Here is an 18,012-nt window from a genome sequence, read left to right on the forward strand (position 1 = left end):
ATGTAAGGGCATTGAGATCTTAATTTTTTTATAGTGTGTCAATACTTCATTACAAAAGTGAAACAGCGCTACATAAAAAAAGCGGCAAAAAAATCTTGCCGCTTTTTAAATTCTCAGTTATCGTTTATTTCGCCTGTTTTAAATGTTTGCCAAGGAATTTTTCCATAGCACCATAAAAATCATAACGATTGTTCTGATTATGGAAACCATGTCCTTCATCATTTTTTACCATATATTCTACGGTAACACCGCGTTTTTTTAAGGCTTCAACCATCTGGTCGCTTTCGGCTTTGTTTACCCTCGGATCGTTAGCTCCCTGTGCTACAAATAATGGGGTTTTTATTTTGTCGGCGTGTAAAGCCGGTGATGTCGACGCAAGCAGTAAGCTGTCTTTTTTAGGATCGCCTACCATTTCGTGAAATTGATCTAAGTAAGGCTTCCAATAAGGCGGAATCGTATTCATAAACGTAAACAGGTTACTTACCCCAACGTAATCTACCGCTGCGGCATACAAATCGGGTGTAAAGGCAACCCCCGCAAGAGTTGCATAACCGCCGTAACTGCCACCATAAATAGCAATTCGTTTTTCATCGGCAATGCCTTCTTTTTTCAGCCATTCCACACCATCGGTAATATCGTCCTGCATTGTTTTTCCCCATTGTTTAAAACTTGCTTCCCAAAATTTCTTTCCGTAGCCTGTACTTCCTCTGAAATTCATTTGTAAAACGGCATACCCGCGATTGGCTAAAAACTGAACCTCAGGATTGTACTGCCAGCTGTCTCTTGCCCAAGGTCCACCATGCGGATTGATGACAACAGGCAGGTTTTTAGGCTCAATTCCAAGTGGAAGCGTTAGATAACCATGAATTTCCAGACCGTCTCTCGATTTATAAGTAACAGGTTTGATGTGGCTCATTTGTTTTTCCTCAATCCAGGGATATGGATTTGCTACTTCTTTAATTTCTGCAGTTTTAAAATCATACAGATAAAATTTCCCGGGAGTTCGGTCGTTTCCTGCCCAGGCAATAGCTTTGGTTCGGGCATCATCATAACTTACAATTTCGGTTTCGTAGCCTTCCAGTTTCTTTTCAAGATTGTTTTGAATTGTTTCCCAGTCTTTGTCAAAAAAGTGTTTTTCCTGTTTTTCTGCTTCCCAGCCAACAGAAGTTAAGACCTGTTTTTTTCTGTCGTAATCAAGAGTATTTAAATCGTAATTAGGGTCAGAGAATAATTCTTTTACATTTTTCTTGCTAATAGGGTCGTATTCAACTAAGATCACTTTGTCTTTTCCGATATTGCTAAGCGCGTAGATGTTTTTATTGTTTTTATCGAAAGAAGCAGGAGTAAAGATATCTTTGAAAGTTGTTGTAACCAAAGGAGTAAAAGGTTCTTTTTCTGAACTTCTGTAGTTCCAGGTAATGTTTACGCCATCGGTTTTTGAAGCCAGACGAATTATACCATTGTTGTCTGTAAACCAGCCATCAAAGTTTTCTTTGTTGTCGTAAAGTAGTGTTAGTGTTCCTGTTTCGACATTAAGAAGATAAGGATCAAAATATTCTTTTACTCTTTTGTTGATCTGTACGATGAGTTCTTTTTCTTTTCCCTTAATATCAATGAGCGCGTCTATAATTTCGCTTCTTACACCCGGGAAAGGAGTTAATGCTTTTAAGTCCTTTCCATCCGCGTTTACCGAAAATAGCTGAAAATTTTCGTCTCCGCCTATGTCTTGCGCATATACAATTCTGTCGCCTTTCCAGAAATAACCTGAAATACTTCGCAAAGTATCGTTGGTAACACGAACTGCCTTTTGATCGCCTACTTTCTGAACAAAAATGTTTGATTTTCCTTTATAATCGGCGCGATAACTAAAATAATTTCCATCGGGCGAAATTCGGAAGGTACTTTTTTCCCCATTTTTGAAAAATGTTTTTACGTCAATCAATGGGGCAGGTGTTTCTTTAGGCTCCTGTTTGCACGAACTTAAAAGAACAGCCAAAACAACTAAAACGGATAATACGTTTTTTTTAATCATAATTTACTTTTTTTGATGATGATGAAATTGTTTTTAAAATCTACATTTTTAAGTATGATATACTGTTGAAAATGTGATTCTTATAAAACCAAAAATAAGAAAAAGTTTGCGATTAGGATCTGAAGAATTAAATTGTTTTAAATAGTGTTTTTGATGGTGAACAGAAGTAGAATTTTTACTAAAGATTTGTGGATTCAGGCAGGAGAATTATTTTTTAGGAGAAAGACCTTGCAGAGTGAGATACTTTTGTCGACGGCTGATCTGGATAAGTCATTTCGAGCGATGAAGTATTCATTTGGTTAATGGATGGGTTTTAAAAGGAAAATAGAATAAATAACAAGATAATTACTTCAAAATATTCCTTTTTTAATGATTAAAATAATTATATTCGCTTGTAACTAATTCAACCAAAGCCAACTACCATGAGTGTGAAACAAGCTGCAACTATAGGTGAAGTCATTCAGCTATTAGATGAAATAATCGAGTTATCAAAAATAGAACAGAGTAATATAGGTTTATTTGCAACGCTATACCGTGAAGTTACGGTGAAGGTAAAAGAAGGTATTCAAAATGGAGCCTTTCAAAACGGGGAGCGAATGGAAAAATTGGATGTCATTTTTGCCAATCGTTATCTAAAGGCCTATTACGAATATAAAGCCAAAGAAAAACCATCAGATTGTTGGGGGTTTGCCTTTGAACAAGCCGAAAAATTCTGGCCAATAGTGCTGCAGCACCTATTACTCGGAATGAATGCTCATATCAACCTGGACTTAGGTATAGCTGCTGCCGAAATTAGTACAGTAGAAGATATAGAGAGTTTAAAAGCTGATTTTGACAAAATAAATACCATTTTAAGCAGTCTCGTAGGAAGCGTAGAAAAATGTTTGATTAAAATTTGGCCAACGCTTACCTGGATATTAAAATTAACAGGCAAAGCAGACACCTTTTTTATTGACTTTAGCATGGAAACCGCCAGAGACGGTGCCTGGAAATTTGCCAATGAATTTGTAGCGGTTCCCGAGGATAAAAGAGAAACCTGTACACATGAAAGAGATGTGAGAATAACAGAAATCGCCCGCTTGGTTTCAAACCCGGGATATTTTGTGAGTGCCGTTTTCAAATTCATTCGTTTGTTTGAAAGAGGTACAGTCGCTCAAAAAATAATCGATATGCAGATTGTTGAACAAAAAAATATGGAGTGTGCTGTTGCATAATATTAATTCCGTTAGGAATGCCTCATTTTGCAGCAACGAATTTTAATCCGTTGAAAAAAAGGATTTCAGTTTTGCAAAGTTCCATAGGAACGACACCTATTTATTGTCTTTATAGGTGTCGAACTGCTGGTTCTTTTTTGTATACGTGATTGTTCAAATTGGATTAAAATGCAATCTACAATATTGGTCAGGCCTATGGCTCTTTACCTTGATGATGTATTTTTTTCTTTTAACCGAATGTTTTCGGTTTTTATAGAATCTTTTGGTTTTATGGTATCTTCCGGCTTAGTTACTTTGGTTTCATTTATTGTGTCATTATCGATTACGGCAGTTTCACCATTTACCATAGCTTTTCCCATACAACTGGTTAGGGAGAAAACTAAACTCAAAGAAAATAAAGCCATTTTTTTAATGGGTTTGATTCTAATTCGGTTAAATCGATTTTTTAAATGATCGTATTTCGTATTTTTTTCAGTTTCTATTTGAGTAGATTTAAAATAGCCACAGATATTTTCTTTACCCGAATTTTCAATAAAATAGTTCTGAATTTCGGTAGTATTCATTTTTGTAAAATCAACTACAGTTTTACTACACGAACCACAAAATCTACCATTTTTATTGGGCGACATTGAGTTCCAGTTTTCATTACAAGGTTTTGGTACAGTTATTTTATTTTCCATGGTTGTTTTAAATTGATTAATTCAATTGGTTAGACAAAAATTATTCCAGAATGAGAATATTTTTCTACCTATTTAGTTTTTTTCTCTTGCGATGTGCACATCTCGCTCTTGCTGTCGTATCAATTTAATTCCGGTAGGAATGAAATATTTTGTAGCAACGGATTTTAATCCGTTGAAAAAAAAGGATTTCCGTTTTACAAAGTTCCATAGGAACGGTACCTATTTATCGTTTTTTATATGTTTCGAACCGCTGGTTCTTTATTGTAACCGCATATATTCAAATTGGATTAAAATCCAATACTGTAATATTGGTCGAGCTTAGGGCTCCTTACCTTGATAAAGTATTTTTAAATTTCTTTGCAGGCACGAGTTTTAGGCCTGTCTTTTTGCATAATTTTAATTCCGCTAGGAATGAAATATTTTGTAGCAACGGATTTTAATCCGTTGAAAAAAAAGGATTTCCGTTTTGCAAAGTTCCATAGGAACGGTACCTATTTATCGTTTTTTATATGTTTCGAACCGCTGGTTCTTTATTGTAACCGCATATATTCAAATTGGATTAAAATCCAACCCTACAATATTGGTCGAGCCTATGGCTCCTTACCTTGATAATGTGTCTTTAAATTTCTTTGCAGGCACGAGTTTTAGGTCTGTCTTTTTGCATAATTTTAATTCCGCTAGGAATGAAATATTTTGTAGCAACGGATTTTAATCCGTTGAAAAAAAGGATTTCCGTTTTACAAAGTTCCATAGGAACGACATCTATTTGCCGTCTTTATAGGTTTCGAACTGTTGGTCTTTTTTGTAAACGTATATATTTAAATTAAGACATTCGAAGGCTACAAATTAATATTTGTTTTGCGAAGACTCTTGACTTTTACGAGTTAAGACTTCGAAGAGCGGAATTTCGTTTATAGAACTTTACACCGTTTCTTCCGACCAATTCAATTCATAGAATTTTATGTAGCTCATCCAGCAATTCCATTTCGTCACTGGGTAAAAGCTGTAATGCGATTTCCAGTAAGTTCATGATATCAATGTCAGTCTCTGATGGATCATTTTTAAGCGTTTGAATACAGGTTCGCAGTAAAGACGAAATAGTCGAATTTAACTCATGGTAACTGGCTATTTTGAAACGAGACACAACCGAATCATTCTGCTGTTCGGGTTTCAGACTTGTAAAAAAGTTCATTTTAGAGACTAGGTTTAAAAATTGGGTTGCTTGTACTGTACGGTCTTCTTTCATGGTGTGGAGCTTTATTTTGATATCATTTATCATTTAAATGTTTAAGTATTAATTGGTCAGGTTTTGACTAATATTATACAAATATAAACAAATTCGACTTATAAGTCGAATTTGTTTTAAGAATTCATGAGGTTACTTCTTTTTCTTTGTTTTATGAAAGCGATTGATAAATTAGAAGCAGAGATAGTCAATAGGATTTATAAGCTTTTCTTAGATAAATATGCAGGAAACAAAAGCAGTTTTGCTAAAGCAAGTAACTGTACCGAAACTACTGTAAGAAGAATTCTAAGAAATGAACAAGGAATTACTATAAATCTTCTGATTAGAATGGCAGATGCACTTGATACAACTTCCAGTGAACTTTTAAAAGATTTACATCTTAAAAATGAGGAATAAATATAATTGAACAGAAAGTTTTTATAATAAAAATGCTCAAATCTCTTTTTTAGACATTTGAGCATTTTTGTTTTGCCACAAAAGCTGTAACAATTTTTAATTTATTTTCATTTTGTTACAGAAAGTGTGACAAAATAATTTTTTGTTTTCATTTTGTCACAGCAAAAAAATCCCTGTAAATCTTTTTAGGATGAAGTGTAAAGAAGCAAACTCTTTTCAAGAGAAGACTAGAAAAGAAAGTACGTAAAGTGTCCAAAGATTTTTTTCTCATTATGTCATTTCGACCGGAGGGAGAAATCTTCGTAAGTAACTCCGCAACGAAAACTTAATCTTTGTCGAGCTCCTCGTGGAGATTTCTCCTCACGTCGAAATGACAAGCTTTGTGTTTATCTCCCAATTTAGTTCAATTATTTAGGCAGATGTGCCACCAATTCAACCTCTAATTTTGCGGTTGGCACGTATAATTGTACGATTTGTACCCATGTAGCCGCAGGAAAGTCACCATTGTAGAATTTTTTTCTAACGTTGTTGTACTTTTTCATGGTCTCAATATCTGTTGTGTATAAATTTTCTTTTACTACATTGGCAAATGTGGCACCATAACTCGCCAGTGAAGCCTTTAAATCGTTATAAACAGTTGTGATTCCAGCCGGAGTTAATTCTGTTGTTACGGCACCCGAAATGTATAGCACATTGTCCACTTTTAAAACCTGAGTATAACCAATAACGGTATCTTGTTTGGGGCCATTGTTCCAATGCCATTTTTCCTTTTTTATTTTGGCTTCTTGTGCAAAATTGTTGTTGATAATAAATAAAAAAGAAAGTAAAAGAAAATGTTTCATGATGGTTTGTTTTTTGATTGGAGTTTGTTTTAAGGGATGGGTATGAAGTCGGGAGACTTCACACAGCAGAGTTTGTTATTAGTTTCATTCATTTAATTTAAGCTGTTTGAAGTAAGAAAACTTCGAATAGTGACGAATTTTACGAAGAAGACTTGGAAGAGGGGGAACTAGTGTTAGGATTGGATTATTTTTACATTTATATGTGTATCTGTTTGGTATAATTTTAAGAAAAAAGTTTTACTTAATCCATTATATATAAATTCACACATATTTAATATATCGTTTCCAATGATTAAGTCGTATTTCATATTTGGCATGTTTACAGTTCTCATTTTTAGAGAAATAAATGAATTCTCAGAGGTCATAGGAAGTCTCACTCCAATAGGAACTTGGACTGATTCAAAAATATTGCTAGCAGAGCCCATTTTTGTTTTTTCAAAATCTTTAATTTCTATTAAATTCGATATAAGACTTTCCTTAATACTTGTATTACTTGCCCCCGTATCTATAAAAGCATTTAGATTTTTGATAATTTCACCTGATTCCTCAATGTGTATATCTACTAATATCTCTGCAAATCCACTATCAGATATTCTACCATAGTGCACCAATTCTAAAATTTTCATCATATTTTATCAATTTTATGTATTGCTAATAATTAATTTGTTGGTTTCTTTTGTAATTTTTAATTAATAAAGTAATTGCTTATCGCACAACTACAAGAGAAAAATGAGTTTTATACATTGATGTTTTAAAAACATTATTTAGTTTTATTTGGAAATATGATATTGTAAAGAAAATGAAACTACTAGAATGATAAAACCAAATATTCCAATCATTCCATTTGCTGTCAGATTTACAATATTCTTTAAAAGTTTTATTATAATTTCAATTAGTAATATTAAAGCTGTCCACATTACAAAAGATCCAAATATTGCAATTAAACAAATCCAATATTCTTCATGAATGTCATCAAGTATTAAATATGTTAAAATCAAACTTGGAATATAAAAAATGATCAGAATTCTTGATAAGAAGCCTATACATCCAATTTTGCTTAAAATATTTCTTTTTTCAGAATCTTCCCATGTAATTTGAGGATTTAAATTCTTATTTGAGTAGTAAAGATATTTTTGAGATCTTACTAAATTATCAAGTTTAATGGCTTCAACAGATAAAAGAAAAGTTCCTAAGATATTTAAAATAAAAATTAAGGTATTCATTTGATATTTAGTTAATTGTGTGTTTTGAAACTGTTTATTTGGAACTACTTTTTCTTTGTTGTATTTGAGCTACTTAGACTTTACTCACTCCTGAGATTTTTAGATTAGTTTTATAAACCACTTTGTTCTTTTAAATCATTGTACAGAGCACTTTGACCAATTCCTCCAGGGACATATTTTTGTCGATTAAAATCTTCTTCCTCTAAAGTAATTAAATCAAAAATACTTTTAAATTCTTCTTTTGTAATTATTTCGTTTGGCTTATTAAAACTCAAATATGCAAGTTTAAAGAACCTCATTAATGCTATAAAACCTGTTGATTTATTTAGAATATTGTTGTTTGCCACTTCATTCCATGCAGTGGGCCATTTGTGTTGTACTGCCCAAAAGTAATTCCACAATATTTGTGCAATTTTTATATCTGATTCATCGTCAATAAATATATTTCGCAAAAAAAGCCTTTCAGCATCTTTTGAATCTACATAGTCAAGTTTTGCATTTTTTTTATTTTTGTTGCGTCTATAAAAGTCACGATCTAGTTGTTTATCTTTAGTTATATATTTTAGTAAAGATTCGACAAATGTGGATTGCGTAATTGTTTCAGAACTAGAATCAGCATTGCCTAATATTTTAATTTTATTATAGAAAGGACTGTTTTCTTTATTGTTTAGTGCTCTTGCAATGTTATGTCCTGTTTTCTGAGGACTCCTTGATTCAGCAAAAGCAAAGAGATCAGTTACTAGCGAGCCACTTACATTTCTTTGCTCTTTATTAATAGTTGCAAAAACTATTGCTTGATCTTCAAGTTCCATATCAATGTATATCGTAACAATAAGTTCAAAAGTTCCTCTTTGATTATTATAGTACTCAAACCCTGCTATTCGATGCTGACCATCAAGAACTTTTGCTATGTCATCCTTATATAAGATCCTTAATATTCCTTCGCTTTCAATATATTGAGCGTTTTCGGAAGAAATAGATAGAATTATACTATTTGGAAATGTAGCATCGACTAAATTTACATATTTACCAATTTCATTTTTTGCTCTTTTAGTATCTAATTTTCTTTGTATGCCAATATAATCTTCAATTTCACGGTTTCCAGAATCCTCTATTAAACGTCTTACATCTGCATAAGTTATTTTTTCAAGATCTTCACTGTCAATTACACCAATAAACATTGGTCCAATAGGTTGCGTTGCTTTAATGCATTTAACGTCTATATATTGTTTATCAATTGTGCTCATTTTTTTTTCAGTTTAAACCTTGTTGTATAGTATTCTGTTCGTCATTTCTGTAGTCTCTTACATCAATTGGATTTGAATTTTTATTGCTTAATACTTGTGCAAAGTAAAAAATTAAAATAGAAATTATAATTGAAGAAATTGAGCAATATTTTATAACTTCTAAATTTGGTGTTTTTACATTTAAAGAAACTGTATATGCAATTGAAGAAAGTAAAATTATAACTAGTGGAAAAAGTCCTCTTTTTTCCTTTGTGGAATGATAGACTAAGAAAGCTGAACCCGAAAAGGAAACTCCATAAAGAAAAAATTCGCCAGATTTATAAAAATCGCTAAATACTTTTGAAGAATCTTTGTCAAAAACTATAGAGAAATACCCGAATATTGTAGGTAAAACAGTAAGTATTAAAATAATAAGGGTTTCCCAAAATGCTGAAATATAAATTTTTTTATTTTGTTGCATTGCTTATAATTATTTCGTTATAATTTGTTCTTTTTGCTCCAGTTCCGCCTATATTACTTGCTCTAGCTAGAATTTTTTTATTTCCGGTTTGATAAAGTTCATCAATACTTTTATGTGATGCATTAGTAAGTATAAAATGAGTTTTTTTTTGTTCTAATACTTTAAGAATTTGGGCTAGTTCAATTTGATTTTTCCATGAAAATAGAGATTGATTATATTGTATAAAACCATTATTTTCGTGTGCAACCGTATACGGTGGATCTAAAAAAATAAAATCATTTTCTTTTGTCTCATAACATTTTTTCTTAAAATCAGTTACTGAAAAATATGTTTTTTCAAACAACTCTGATATTTTTAGAATATTGTCAAATTCGAAAAGGTCTTTTGTTTTTCTATGACCATACGGGACGTTATATTCTCCTTTACTATTAACTCTATAGATACCATTATAAGAAGTTTTATTAAGATATATAAATTTGGAAGCATTTTCGATTTTATTATCAAATAAAGTCCCTCTAATCTTGTAGTAATATTCTTCTGTGTTTTTGAACTTTTGCAGTGATTTGATTAATGCATCTGGATTTGATTTAATTATTCTGTAGGTATTTATTAAATCTTGATTTGAATCAGAAAGATAAGACTTATTTTTAATGTAGTTTTTTGATTTCAAATATAGAAAAATAGCACCACCACCAATAAATGGCTCAAAGTAATTATTAAATTCTGTTGGTAAAAACTCTTCAATATGTTTTGTTAACCACGTTTTTCCTCCCGCCCACCTTAAAAATGGTTTTATTTTACTCATGTATTTTATAAAAAAAATTAAACCTTATAGTTTTTTTGTTGACTTATTACATTAAATCGAGTTTGTCGAATTTATTTAAAATAAGATTTATTATTAAAATTACATTTTTAATATCCTAGGGCATTCAAATATAAAAATTAGCATCCAATAAATTTAGATGTTTCCAAAACTAACTTTTTTCAATTCAATTACTTTACGGAAAAACGTAATATATTATTAGTTCCATAAATATTCATATTTTATAGTTCTCGCTTTGAAGTAAAAAAAATAGAAAACAAACATCGTATTAAATTTAAACTCACCACCACGTAAAAACACCTGATTTTTGATAAAAGTAAATTGTTCTAAGTAACTGATATTACGGAAATCCATAAAAGCTAATCAAAAACACAGATCCCTAGCCCTGATAGTAGCGGCATCCTTTTTAGGCAAACTAAAACGTCTATAATTAAACCATAAACATTCTGCCTAAAAAGATATAGCGGATAGCAGGAACAAGCTCCTAAAAACCATCCTAATTCGACTAAATTTCAGCTTTAAAAAACACAAAAAAACAACACTAGAATTTTCGGTAAAAATTTTGTAATTTTGCCCTCCAATAAAAGGAATTAGAAAATGTTAGATAGACTTCAATATGTAAAGCAGCGTTTTGATGAGATTTCGGATTTGATTATTCAGCCGGATGTTATTGCTGATCAAAAGCGTTATGTGCAACTCAACCAGGAATATAAAAGTATCAAAGCTTTGGTTGAAAAAAGAGAAGAATACATTCTTGTTTTAGCGAATATTGACGAAGCAAACGAAATTATTGCTGACGGAAGCGATGCAGATATGGTTGAAATGGCCAAAATGCAGCTTGACGAAGCAAAAGAACGCTTGCCGCAACTGGAGGAGGAAATCAAATTTATGTTGATTCCTAAAGATCCTGAAGATGCTAAAAATGTCATGGTGGAGATTCGCGCCGGAACGGGTGGGGATGAAGCAAGTATTTTTGCAGGGGATTTATTCAGAATGTATACGAAATACTGCGAGTCACAAGGTTGGAGAACTTCTGTGGTGGATATGAACGAAGGAACTTCGGGAGGTTTCAAAGAGGTTATTTTTGAAGTTACCGGAGAAGATGTATACGGAACCCTGAAATTTGAAGCTGGTGTACACCGTGTACAACGTGTTCCGCAAACAGAAACTCAAGGTCGTGTGCATACTTCGGCAGCAACGGTAATGGTTTTGCCGGAAGCGGAAGAGTTTGATGTACAAATTGATATGAACGATGTTCGTGTAGATTTCTTCTGTTCGTCAGGACCTGGAGGACAGTCGGTAAATACGACGAAATCGGCAGTACGTTTAACGCACATTCCTACGGGATTGGTGGCGCAATGTCAGGATCAGAAATCACAGCATAAAAATAAAGACAAAGCGTTAACGGTTTTACGTTCTCGTTTGTACGAAATGGAATTGGCTAAAAAACAAGAGGAAGACGCTACAAAACGTAGTTCTCAGGTAAGTTCGGGTGACCGTTCGGCTAAGATCCGTACGTACAACTACGCACAAGGTCGTGTAACCGATCACCGTGTGGGATTAACATTATACGATTTAGGAAACATCATGAATGGTGATATTCAGAAAATTGTTGCCGAGCTTCAGTTGGTGAATAATATGGAGAAATTGAAGGAAGCGTCGGAGGTTTTTTAAGTTGCTGAGGTTCTGAGAGTTTAGGCTCAAAGGGGCAGAGGTACAAAGGCTCAAAGGTTTTTTTAAGGGGCTGAGGGTTTAGGCTTAAAGGTTTCTGGAAATAGATATATAAAAAAGGAGTGTTTCATTGTTTGAAACACTCCTTTTTTTATTGTTTATATGGATTACAGCTTGAAAATTGTTGCTGTAAAATGAAATATTCTTGTAGGATTTAGCTGAAAATTTGCTTTTCCAGTCTCTCAGACCTTTTCATAAAGAATGCAAACACATCAAAAAAACTTTGCACCTTTGTACCTCTGTCCCTCTGTCCCTTTGTACCTAAGAACTTCTTGGCTTCGAAACTACATTGGTAACAAAAAGCTGTAATAATGATCCGAAGATGTTTTTGAAAGTCGAGGTGCTTTTGCCTACTACAAATCTTTTGGCCAGATAACCAATTCCTATACTAATAGCTGATTGTGCGAGATCGCTTTTAAATCCGACCGTTTCGTTGATTTCTTCAACAGTGCTTCGAATCAGGTTTAGAGGTTTTAAATGCTCTTTAATGTCATCGATTTCGTCTTTTATGGCGCACCACTCGGCATTTTGCTGGGTTTCTAAAAGCTGAATTTTCCGGTCTAGTGAATCAAGGGTGTAAATAGTTTCCATGACAGTCTTTTTTAGTTTTTTGATGGACCTGAATCACAAGGAACTTCTTGTTTCGTTTCTTTTAAAATGCTCGAAACAATCATGTTTCCGATAGGGGTTTTAATAAGCTTGTGATGCGATTTGTGCAGTACAATGGCAACAATTAAGTAAAACAGGGCCAGTATAAAAAAACCGTAATAGCTTTCTCCAAGTTTTTTTCCGATCCATAAACTGATTCCAATATTAAGGAACAGGGTGAAAAATGCAACAACAGCGCCAACTGCGATCCTGGAGGTCAATGTTGATAAAACATCTGCCGATGCTGATACCGTTTTAAGTTTAATTAATTCTAAACTCGTTTTGGTATAGTTCTCTGCTTTCTCGTAAAGATTTAAGTTCTCGTTTGTTGTTGCATTTGATTCCATAATAAAGGGGGTGTTTAGGATTTAAATTTCACCTTTTAATAGTTCGATTTTACCGCTTTGGCTTCGTCCTTAAGGGTGTTGAAGTCCTCTTTCGCCTGACTGAATTTTACCTTTCCCTCTTCGATAATTTCTTTCCCGTTTGACTTAATGGTACTTACAACTCCGTTGAACTTGGTTTTTATATTATCTCCGTAATCTTTAGACTTGTCTGATATTTTTTTTCTGGTATTTGATCCTTTGTCCGGTGCAAATAAAACTCCTAAAACTGCTCCCGCTGCTGCGGCTCCTAATATTCCTAAAATTGTGCTACTCGTTTTCATAATATTCGATTTAGTAATTAATATATAGTGCTTAATAGTGTTCGTTTATTAAATTTCACGGCCTTTAATGAGCCTCAATAATATGGCAATAACTGCAATGACCAATAAAATATGAATGATACTTCCGAGGCTGTAAACAAAAAAGCCCAATGCCCAAAGAATGACCAGTACCAACGCGATTGTGTATAGTAGATTTGACATGATTTTTGTATTTAGGTTTAATTGAATCGTTTTCTTAGTTTAACTTATACGAAAGGTATAAACTAAGGTTGCTGTTTTTTGCATCCGGAAAAGTGTATGTTGTTCCGGCTACCGTTCTTTCTTTTCCAATAGTAGTTAACCCGTAGTTGTAACGTAATCCGATGCTTATTGGGTCAAAATCGACTCCAACACCTGCTGATAAACCGGCGTCAAACTTGTTCAGATCATCGGTGTCAATTTCTTGTTCGAAGTTAAAATCACCTCTGCCGGTTACTTTTGAGCTTACCAAATAAGAGGCGTAACCACCGGCATGAACATTAAAGTTTCGGGTGATATTTACTCTAACCAATAAAGGAACTTCGATGTAGTTGAGTCTGAATTTTGAATCTCCGCTGGCAAAAGCGTTATTGTATTCCAGTTTGGCTCCTTTTGTAGTGAACAGGATTTCAGGCTGAATGGCAATGAAATCAGAGACAGGTAAAGTGGCGTAAAGACCGGCATTGAAACCGTATAATATGTTTTCGTCATTGGCATCACTAGAGTACAAATTCGACATGTTGAACCCTCCTTTGATTCCATACTCGGGATTCGCATTAGTGTTCTGAGCATGCAGCATTCCAAACGATGCTGTTAAGAAAAGGGTTAAGGCGCATAAAAAATTTGGGTACATTTTCATAGTTAGATAGTTTAGTTAATAATAGCGTATATAGGCGTTTAGATTACTATTCTTGATTTTTGAATTTCTCTGACAAACTCATATTGTTTTGGCAGGTATTGCAGTACCATTTCTAAAATAATCTGATCGTTCGTTTCCTTTGAAATCGATTCAAGCAATCTGATCTGTTCTTCTAAAGAGGCATTCATAGAATCGAGATAAGCCGCATTGAAATTGGTTTCGTTGGCATCGATTAAATCGTATAAATCCCGCTTATGGGTGGCATTGATTTCGGTAATAATGATCAACTTTTTATTGGCCAGAGTTGTGATCTCCTGTAGCAGCTGATTTTGATTGATTTCGATTTGTTTGCTTACTTCCAGTATGTTGTTGTCAGAACTTTTTTGTTGTGCAATTTGACTTTTAGAAATAATGGTTTGACTTGCATTTGCCGCTGCGATAAAAAAAAAGGCTTCAATTTCTTCTTTTTCATTCTTGGTAAAAGCTTCATTTTTTAAAGAAGTTGCTACTGGATAGTTTTTTTTACAGGAGGAAACAAAAACTATTACACACAATAGGAATATTGTTCTTAAAAAAAATGCTTTTACTCGGGGAATTGCTTTCATTATTACTTCATAAAGTATTACTTTACAAAGATGGCGACGAATGGAGGTTTTTGCTTTACACCAAAAAAAAGAAACGTTATATAATTCCCATAAAAGATTTATACAACGTTTGTTATGTGGTTTTTAAGGATTTTTTTGAGGGGTTAATCCGGAAGAAAAATCGTAAAAATTGAACCCTGATCAGGCTGACTGTCGGCCATGATATATCCTTTGTGATTGTCGACAATTTTTTTGCAAATGGCCAGACCAATTCCTGTTCCGGGATAATCTGTTTTAGAATGAAGGCGCTGAAACAATACAAAAATAGTTTCCTTAAACTGAGGGTCAAAGCCCATTCCGTTATCTGTAAAAGTTATTTTGTGGTATTTTTTTACATTCTGATCTAATAGTTCGCGATAATCTACCGAAAATACTTTTTGACTTTCGATGGTAATTTCGGGAGCAACATTCGGACGGTTGTATTTTAAAGAATTCCCGATGAGGTTGATAAAAAGCTGTTCGATTTGATACGGAATGACGGCCAGTTTAGGCAATTTTGTAGACGTAATAACCGCTTTTTTCTCGTCGATCATTTCGGTTAATTCAGCTTCGGCATTTTTAAGTAATTCATTTAAATTTGATTTAATGAATTCTTTTTTGGTGGTATTTGTTCTTGAGAACAACAATAAATCATCAATTAAAACACGCATTCTTTTAGCCGAAATCTCAATTTTGGCAATATAATCATTGGCATTTTGAGACATAACGGCTTTGTCGGCATCTGAAATTCGGGAGATAAAAGTCTGAATTTTTCGAAGAGGTTCTTGTAAATCGTGACTCGCAACATGGTTGAAAGAAGCCAGTTCCTTATTACTGTTTTCAAGTTCGACGTTTCGTGCCTGAAGTTCTATGTTGAGTAAGTGCTCGTCGGTAATATCAAAGTTGATTCCCAGCAAAATTTTGCTTCCCTGTTCGTCAGTCAATAATTTCCCTGTTGTTTTAAAATGTCTTACTTCTTGGGTCGGAAGTACAATTTTATAGTAAACAAAAGGCAGTTGTTTATAGTTTAGGATTCCTTTCATCGACTTTGCTACTATTTCTTTATCATCCGGATGAACAAAGTTTAAAAAGGTGCCTTTTTCGGGAACAAAAGCATTAGGTTCATAGCCCAGCAGGCGATATTGATTGTCGGAATAGTCTATTTTGTTGGTGTCTAAATCCCATTGCCAGGTACTGAATTTACCAATAGCTTCAGATTCAGCCATCAGTTTTCCAGAGATTAAAAGCTGCTTGTTGAAGACTTTCAGTCGTTCGAAATCACGACTAATTTGTCGGTAAGCCAATAGAATAAAGCTTAAAGCAACCAGAAACAGTGAAATAGAAAAAAGCGGACTCAGGGAAATTTCGGCATCGTAGATTTTTAGTCTTTTGGCCAAATCAGTTTTTTCGATATCATTCATTTCGTCTACTTTAAAACGAATGTTTTCCATCAAAATTCGTCCTCCAAACAAATGATTGTCGAGTTTTCGTTTGTCATAGGTTTTGGGATCGCTGTATTTAAGGCAATTTTCAAACGAAACAAAACGCTGAATGATGAGCTTGAATAAGTTTTGAAGATTTTTCTGCTGTCGCGGGTTGTCTTTCGTTAACTTTTTTAAATTAATGAAGGAAGTGTTTACCTTGTCGCGCGAATAAATGTAAGGAGTCAGGAAACGGGCATTGCGGGTTATGATATAGCCGCGCTGCCCCGTTTCGGCATCCTTAATGGCCGACATTAACCGTTCTAACTGAATGTTAATTTCATACGTATGCATCACCAGCTTACTGGACTCATTCAGGTCCTGATTGTGCTTGTGAGCAATAGAAGAAAGAAATAACAGAATGAAAACTGCGATTACAAAAATAACTCTCAGTGAGTTTGAGGAATTAAAATTTGGGATCCACTTCATTGATTTCCTACTATTTTAGTCGCAACAGAAAATTATCACGATTTAACCCTGAGGTATGATAGTGCCAGTTTACCGTAACGACTTCATTAATTATTTTTTTCAGATTGTTAAAATCACTTGGTTTTTTAATATAAATATTGGCGCCCTGAATAAAAGTATCTTCAATGTCTTCTTCAGAAGAGGAAGTAGAGTAGATTGCAATAATGATGTCTTTTAAACGCTCTGTTTTTTTAATCTCGATCAGGCATTCTTTTCCGGTTTTTTTCGGCATGTTCAAATCCAGAAATAAAATATCAGGTAAAGCATTGTCAGGATTCATCAAATGGTCCATTAATTGCATTCCGTCATTCGCAAATTCTACTTTAGTCTGAATCTTTATCTCTTCAAAAGCATCTTTAAAAAAAAGGCGATCGTCCTCATCATCGTCAGCCAATAAAATGTGTAATGCGTTTTTTTGCATTTTAATATAGGTATTTGTATTTTATTTTAAATTCTCTCTTCGTTTCTTAATGATTCGCTGAAAAGCCGATGGTGTAATTCCGGTGGTGTTTTTAAACTGTGTACTCAGGTGTGCTACACTGGAGTAGTTGAGTAAAAAAGCAATTTCGGTCAGGCTCATTTCGTTGATAATAATTAATTGTTTTGCTCTTTCAATTTTTTGTAAAATAATAAAATTCTCGATAGACGAATAGGTTACTTCCGAAAATACATTCGATAGGTACCCATAGCTATGATTGAGTTTTTCGGCCAAAAACACAGAACTTTTGTAATTGTTACTGTCTTCCATAAAGACAAGTTCAATAATAGCATCCTTTATTTTCTGTACCAAAACACTTTTTTGGTTTTCTACCACTTCAAAACCACAAGGGCTCAGTTTCTCTTTTAAAGCCTCGAGTGCCTCAGCATCAAGGTTGTTATTGAGCTCAATTTCACCAAAACCCAAAGTGGTAAAGCTTACATTGTGCTGGTCCAGATTGTGTTTTAAAAAAAGTGAACAAATGGTGTTAATGTCGAACTTTATAAATAGTTTCATTTAATGAAAATTTGGTTAAAGATACTTAATTTAATTTTGGTTATATCGTTTAACAATTGTTAGAAATTTACTAAATATTTAAACTAACTCATTGGGAGTAATCCGGAAAAATACTATTCAACACATCAAAACATAGTTTTTTAGTATAAAAAAATACCGTCTAATATTTATACTAGACGGTATTCCGATTGAGTCAGAAAGGGTTGCGAATCTGAAAGGATCTGATGAAATTCTTCTTTTACTTTTCCCTGCTTTTGCTGAAGTTTACTATCCATTTTAGCTCCGGCAAACATCAAATCATCATGCTTCAGAGTTGCGTATTTTGCTTCAGTATTCTTTCTTAAACTCATTCCACTTTTA

The 18,012-nt window shown here is 33.5% G+C and carries 22 protein-coding genes; 3 read left to right on the forward strand and 19 right to left on the reverse strand.

The window, feature by feature from the left end; all coding sequences use genetic code 11:
* Nucleotides 1-124: 124 nt before the first annotated feature.
* Entirely contained in the window at nucleotides 125-2,032 is a 1,908-nt protein-coding gene (locus OLM58_RS14220) for a S9 family peptidase (RefSeq protein WP_264529442.1), read from the reverse strand.
* 422 nt (nucleotides 2,033-2,454) lie between these two features.
* Here OLM58_RS14220 and OLM58_RS14225 point away from each other — a divergent pair, with 422 nt between their 5' ends.
* A complete protein-coding gene (locus OLM58_RS14225; protein WP_264529443.1) occupies nucleotides 2,455-3,246 on the forward strand; it encodes a DUF5995 family protein in 792 nt (263 codons plus the stop codon).
* A 203-nt stretch (nucleotides 3,247-3,449) separates the two neighbouring features.
* On the opposite strand, the gene OLM58_RS14230 is transcribed toward OLM58_RS14225, so the two are convergent.
* Together OLM58_RS14230 and OLM58_RS14235 are read right to left on the reverse strand one after the other, a co-directional pair.
* Nucleotides 3,450-3,926, reverse strand: a complete 477-nt coding sequence (locus tag OLM58_RS14230; protein ID WP_070906949.1) for a hypothetical protein — start codon at nucleotides 3,924-3,926, stop codon at nucleotides 3,450-3,452.
* 949 nt (nucleotides 3,927-4,875) lie between these two features.
* Nucleotides 4,876-5,205 (reverse strand): hypothetical protein, encoded by a 330-nt coding sequence (locus OLM58_RS14235; protein WP_264529444.1) that lies wholly within the window; start codon nucleotides 5,203-5,205, stop codon nucleotides 4,876-4,878.
* 120 nt (nucleotides 5,206-5,325) lie between these two features.
* Between OLM58_RS14235 and OLM58_RS14240 the strand changes: the two genes are divergently transcribed.
* Complete coding sequence (locus tag OLM58_RS14240) at nucleotides 5,326-5,568, forward strand: helix-turn-helix domain-containing protein (RefSeq protein ID WP_264529445.1); 243 nt, start codon at nucleotides 5,326-5,328, stop codon at nucleotides 5,566-5,568.
* 407 nt (nucleotides 5,569-5,975) lie between these two features.
* Here OLM58_RS14240 and OLM58_RS14245 read toward each other — a convergent pair whose 3' ends face one another.
* The 6 genes from OLM58_RS14245 to OLM58_RS14270 all read right to left on the reverse strand — a co-directional run bounded on the left by OLM58_RS14245 (nucleotide 5,976) and on the right by OLM58_RS14270 (nucleotide 10,145).
* Entirely contained in the window at nucleotides 5,976-6,410 is a 435-nt protein-coding gene (locus OLM58_RS14245) for a RidA family protein (RefSeq protein ID WP_264529446.1), read from the reverse strand.
* Nucleotides 6,411-6,583: 173 nt separating this feature from the next.
* The gene (locus OLM58_RS14250) at nucleotides 6,584-7,039 is read right to left on the reverse strand and encodes a hypothetical protein (RefSeq protein WP_264529447.1); all 456 of its coding nucleotides are present in this window, start codon (nucleotides 7,037-7,039) and stop codon (nucleotides 6,584-6,586) included.
* Between the two features lie 141 nt (nucleotides 7,040-7,180).
* Entirely contained in the window at nucleotides 7,181-7,633 is a 453-nt protein-coding gene (locus OLM58_RS14255; RefSeq protein WP_264529448.1) for a hypothetical protein, read from the reverse strand.
* 110 nt (nucleotides 7,634-7,743) lie between these two features.
* Nucleotides 7,744-8,880 carry a DGQHR domain-containing protein gene (locus tag OLM58_RS14260; RefSeq protein ID WP_264529449.1) on the reverse strand — a complete coding sequence of 379 codons (1,137 nt, stop codon included), beginning with the start codon at nucleotides 8,878-8,880 and terminating at the stop codon, nucleotides 7,744-7,746.
* 7 nt (nucleotides 8,881-8,887) lie between these two features.
* The gene (locus OLM58_RS14265) at nucleotides 8,888-9,340 is read right to left on the reverse strand and encodes a hypothetical protein (protein ID WP_264529450.1); all 453 of its coding nucleotides are present in this window, start codon (nucleotides 9,338-9,340) and stop codon (nucleotides 8,888-8,890) included.
* Nucleotides 9,327-10,145 (reverse strand): DNA adenine methylase, encoded by an 819-nt coding sequence (locus OLM58_RS14270; protein WP_264529451.1) that lies wholly within the window; start codon nucleotides 10,143-10,145, stop codon nucleotides 9,327-9,329. Before OLM58_RS14270 ends, OLM58_RS14265 begins: the two co-directional genes overlap by 14 nt.
* Before the next feature lie 615 nt (nucleotides 10,146-10,760).
* Between OLM58_RS14270 and prfA the strand changes: the two genes are divergently transcribed.
* Nucleotides 10,761-11,837 (forward strand): peptide chain release factor 1, encoded by a 1,077-nt coding sequence (gene prfA / locus OLM58_RS14275; protein WP_017498542.1) that lies wholly within the window; start codon nucleotides 10,761-10,763, stop codon nucleotides 11,835-11,837.
* A gap of 318 nt (nucleotides 11,838-12,155) precedes the next feature.
* On the opposite strand, the gene OLM58_RS14280 is transcribed toward prfA, so the two are convergent.
* The 10 genes from OLM58_RS14280 to OLM58_RS14325 form a co-directional block, all read right to left on the reverse strand.
* Nucleotides 12,156-12,485 (reverse strand): hypothetical protein, encoded by a 330-nt coding sequence (locus tag OLM58_RS14280; RefSeq protein ID WP_264529452.1) that lies wholly within the window; start codon nucleotides 12,483-12,485, stop codon nucleotides 12,156-12,158.
* A gap of 11 nt (nucleotides 12,486-12,496) precedes the next feature.
* On the reverse strand, nucleotides 12,497-12,889 hold the full coding sequence (locus tag OLM58_RS14285) for a hypothetical protein (protein ID WP_264529453.1): 393 nt from the start codon (nucleotides 12,887-12,889) through the stop codon (nucleotides 12,497-12,499).
* 35 nt (nucleotides 12,890-12,924) lie between these two features.
* Complete coding sequence (locus tag OLM58_RS14290; RefSeq protein WP_264529454.1) at nucleotides 12,925-13,209, reverse strand: YtxH domain-containing protein; 285 nt, start codon at nucleotides 13,207-13,209, stop codon at nucleotides 12,925-12,927.
* A 48-nt stretch (nucleotides 13,210-13,257) separates the two neighbouring features.
* Nucleotides 13,258-13,410, reverse strand: a complete 153-nt coding sequence (locus OLM58_RS14295) for a lmo0937 family membrane protein (RefSeq protein WP_123923494.1) — start codon at nucleotides 13,408-13,410, stop codon at nucleotides 13,258-13,260.
* 34 nt (nucleotides 13,411-13,444) lie between these two features.
* Nucleotides 13,445-14,086, reverse strand: coding sequence for a porin family protein (locus OLM58_RS14300; RefSeq protein ID WP_264529455.1), 642 nt, complete (start codon nucleotides 14,084-14,086; stop codon nucleotides 13,445-13,447).
* A 38-nt stretch (nucleotides 14,087-14,124) separates the two neighbouring features.
* Nucleotides 14,125-14,691 carry a DUF4142 domain-containing protein gene (locus OLM58_RS14305; protein WP_264529456.1) on the reverse strand — a complete coding sequence of 189 codons (567 nt, stop codon included), beginning with the start codon at nucleotides 14,689-14,691 and terminating at the stop codon, nucleotides 14,125-14,127.
* Between the two features lie 143 nt (nucleotides 14,692-14,834).
* Nucleotides 14,835-16,619, reverse strand: a complete 1,785-nt coding sequence (locus OLM58_RS14310) for a CHASE3 domain-containing protein (RefSeq protein WP_264529457.1) — start codon at nucleotides 16,617-16,619, stop codon at nucleotides 14,835-14,837.
* 10 nt (nucleotides 16,620-16,629) lie between these two features.
* Nucleotides 16,630-17,079: a response regulator gene (locus OLM58_RS14315; protein WP_264529458.1), complete on the reverse strand. Its 450-nt coding sequence runs from the start codon at nucleotides 17,077-17,079 to the stop codon at nucleotides 16,630-16,632.
* 21 nt (nucleotides 17,080-17,100) lie between these two features.
* A complete protein-coding gene (locus OLM58_RS14320) occupies nucleotides 17,101-17,652 on the reverse strand; it encodes a helix-turn-helix domain-containing protein (protein ID WP_017498551.1) in 552 nt (183 codons plus the stop codon).
* A gap of 167 nt (nucleotides 17,653-17,819) precedes the next feature.
* Nucleotides 17,820-18,002, reverse strand: a complete 183-nt coding sequence (locus tag OLM58_RS14325) for a general stress protein CsbD (RefSeq protein WP_264529459.1) — start codon at nucleotides 18,000-18,002, stop codon at nucleotides 17,820-17,822.
* Nucleotides 18,003-18,012: the final 10 nt, after the last annotated feature.

This window comes from Flavobacterium sp. N502540, from assembly GCF_025947365.1.
Lineage (GTDB): Bacteria > Bacteroidota > Bacteroidia > Flavobacteriales > Flavobacteriaceae > Flavobacterium.

Bases quoted from the DNA above. Each gene is read 5' to 3' on its own strand.
- OLM58_RS14225 (WP_264529443.1), top strand. From the start codon at position 2,455: ATGAGTGTGAAACAAGCTGCAACTATAGGTGAAGTCATTCAGCTATTA.
- OLM58_RS14250 (WP_264529447.1), bottom strand. From the start codon at position 7,039: ATGATGAAAATTTTAGAATTGGTGCACTATGGTAGAATATCTGATAGT.
- OLM58_RS14240 (WP_264529445.1), top strand. From the start codon at position 5,326: ATGAAAGCGATTGATAAATTAGAAGCAGAGATAGTCAATAGGATTTAT.
- OLM58_RS14285 (WP_264529453.1), bottom strand. From the start codon at position 12,889: ATGGAATCAAATGCAACAACAAACGAGAACTTAAATCTTTACGAGAAA.
- OLM58_RS14270 (WP_264529451.1), bottom strand. From the start codon at position 10,145: ATGAGTAAAATAAAACCATTTTTAAGGTGGGCGGGAGGAAAAACGTGG.
- OLM58_RS14280 (WP_264529452.1), bottom strand. From the start codon at position 12,485: ATGGAAACTATTTACACCCTTGATTCACTAGACCGGAAAATTCAGCTT.
- prfA (WP_017498542.1), top strand. From the start codon at position 10,761: ATGTTAGATAGACTTCAATATGTAAAGCAGCGTTTTGATGAGATTTCG.
- OLM58_RS14235 (WP_264529444.1), bottom strand. From the start codon at position 5,205: ATGATAAATGATATCAAAATAAAGCTCCACACCATGAAAGAAGACCGT.
- OLM58_RS14315 (WP_264529458.1), bottom strand. From the start codon at position 17,079: ATGCAAAAAAACGCATTACACATTTTATTGGCTGACGATGATGAGGAC.
- OLM58_RS14305 (WP_264529456.1), bottom strand. From the start codon at position 14,691: ATGAAAGCAATTCCCCGAGTAAAAGCATTTTTTTTAAGAACAATATTC.
- OLM58_RS14255 (WP_264529448.1), bottom strand. From the start codon at position 7,633: ATGAATACCTTAATTTTTATTTTAAATATCTTAGGAACTTTTCTTTTA.
- OLM58_RS14245 (WP_264529446.1), bottom strand. From the start codon at position 6,410: ATGAAACATTTTCTTTTACTTTCTTTTTTATTTATTATCAACAACAAT.
- OLM58_RS14310 (WP_264529457.1), bottom strand. From the start codon at position 16,619: ATGAAGTGGATCCCAAATTTTAATTCCTCAAACTCACTGAGAGTTATT.
- OLM58_RS14220 (WP_264529442.1), bottom strand. From the start codon at position 2,032: ATGATTAAAAAAAACGTATTATCCGTTTTAGTTGTTTTGGCTGTTCTT.
- OLM58_RS14260 (WP_264529449.1), bottom strand. From the start codon at position 8,880: ATGAGCACAATTGATAAACAATATATAGACGTTAAATGCATTAAAGCA.
- OLM58_RS14325 (WP_264529459.1), bottom strand. From the start codon at position 18,002: ATGAGTTTAAGAAAGAATACTGAAGCAAAATACGCAACTCTGAAGCAT.
- OLM58_RS14295 (WP_123923494.1), bottom strand. From the start codon at position 13,410: ATGTCAAATCTACTATACACAATCGCGTTGGTACTGGTCATTCTTTGG.
- OLM58_RS14320 (WP_017498551.1), bottom strand. From the start codon at position 17,652: ATGAAACTATTTATAAAGTTCGACATTAACACCATTTGTTCACTTTTT.
- OLM58_RS14265 (WP_264529450.1), bottom strand. From the start codon at position 9,340: ATGCAACAAAATAAAAAAATTTATATTTCAGCATTTTGGGAAACCCTT.
- OLM58_RS14290 (WP_264529454.1), bottom strand. From the start codon at position 13,209: ATGAAAACGAGTAGCACAATTTTAGGAATATTAGGAGCCGCAGCAGCG.
- OLM58_RS14230 (WP_070906949.1), bottom strand. From the start codon at position 3,926: ATGGAAAATAAAATAACTGTACCAAAACCTTGTAATGAAAACTGGAAC.
- OLM58_RS14300 (WP_264529455.1), bottom strand. From the start codon at position 14,086: ATGAAAATGTACCCAAATTTTTTATGCGCCTTAACCCTTTTCTTAACA.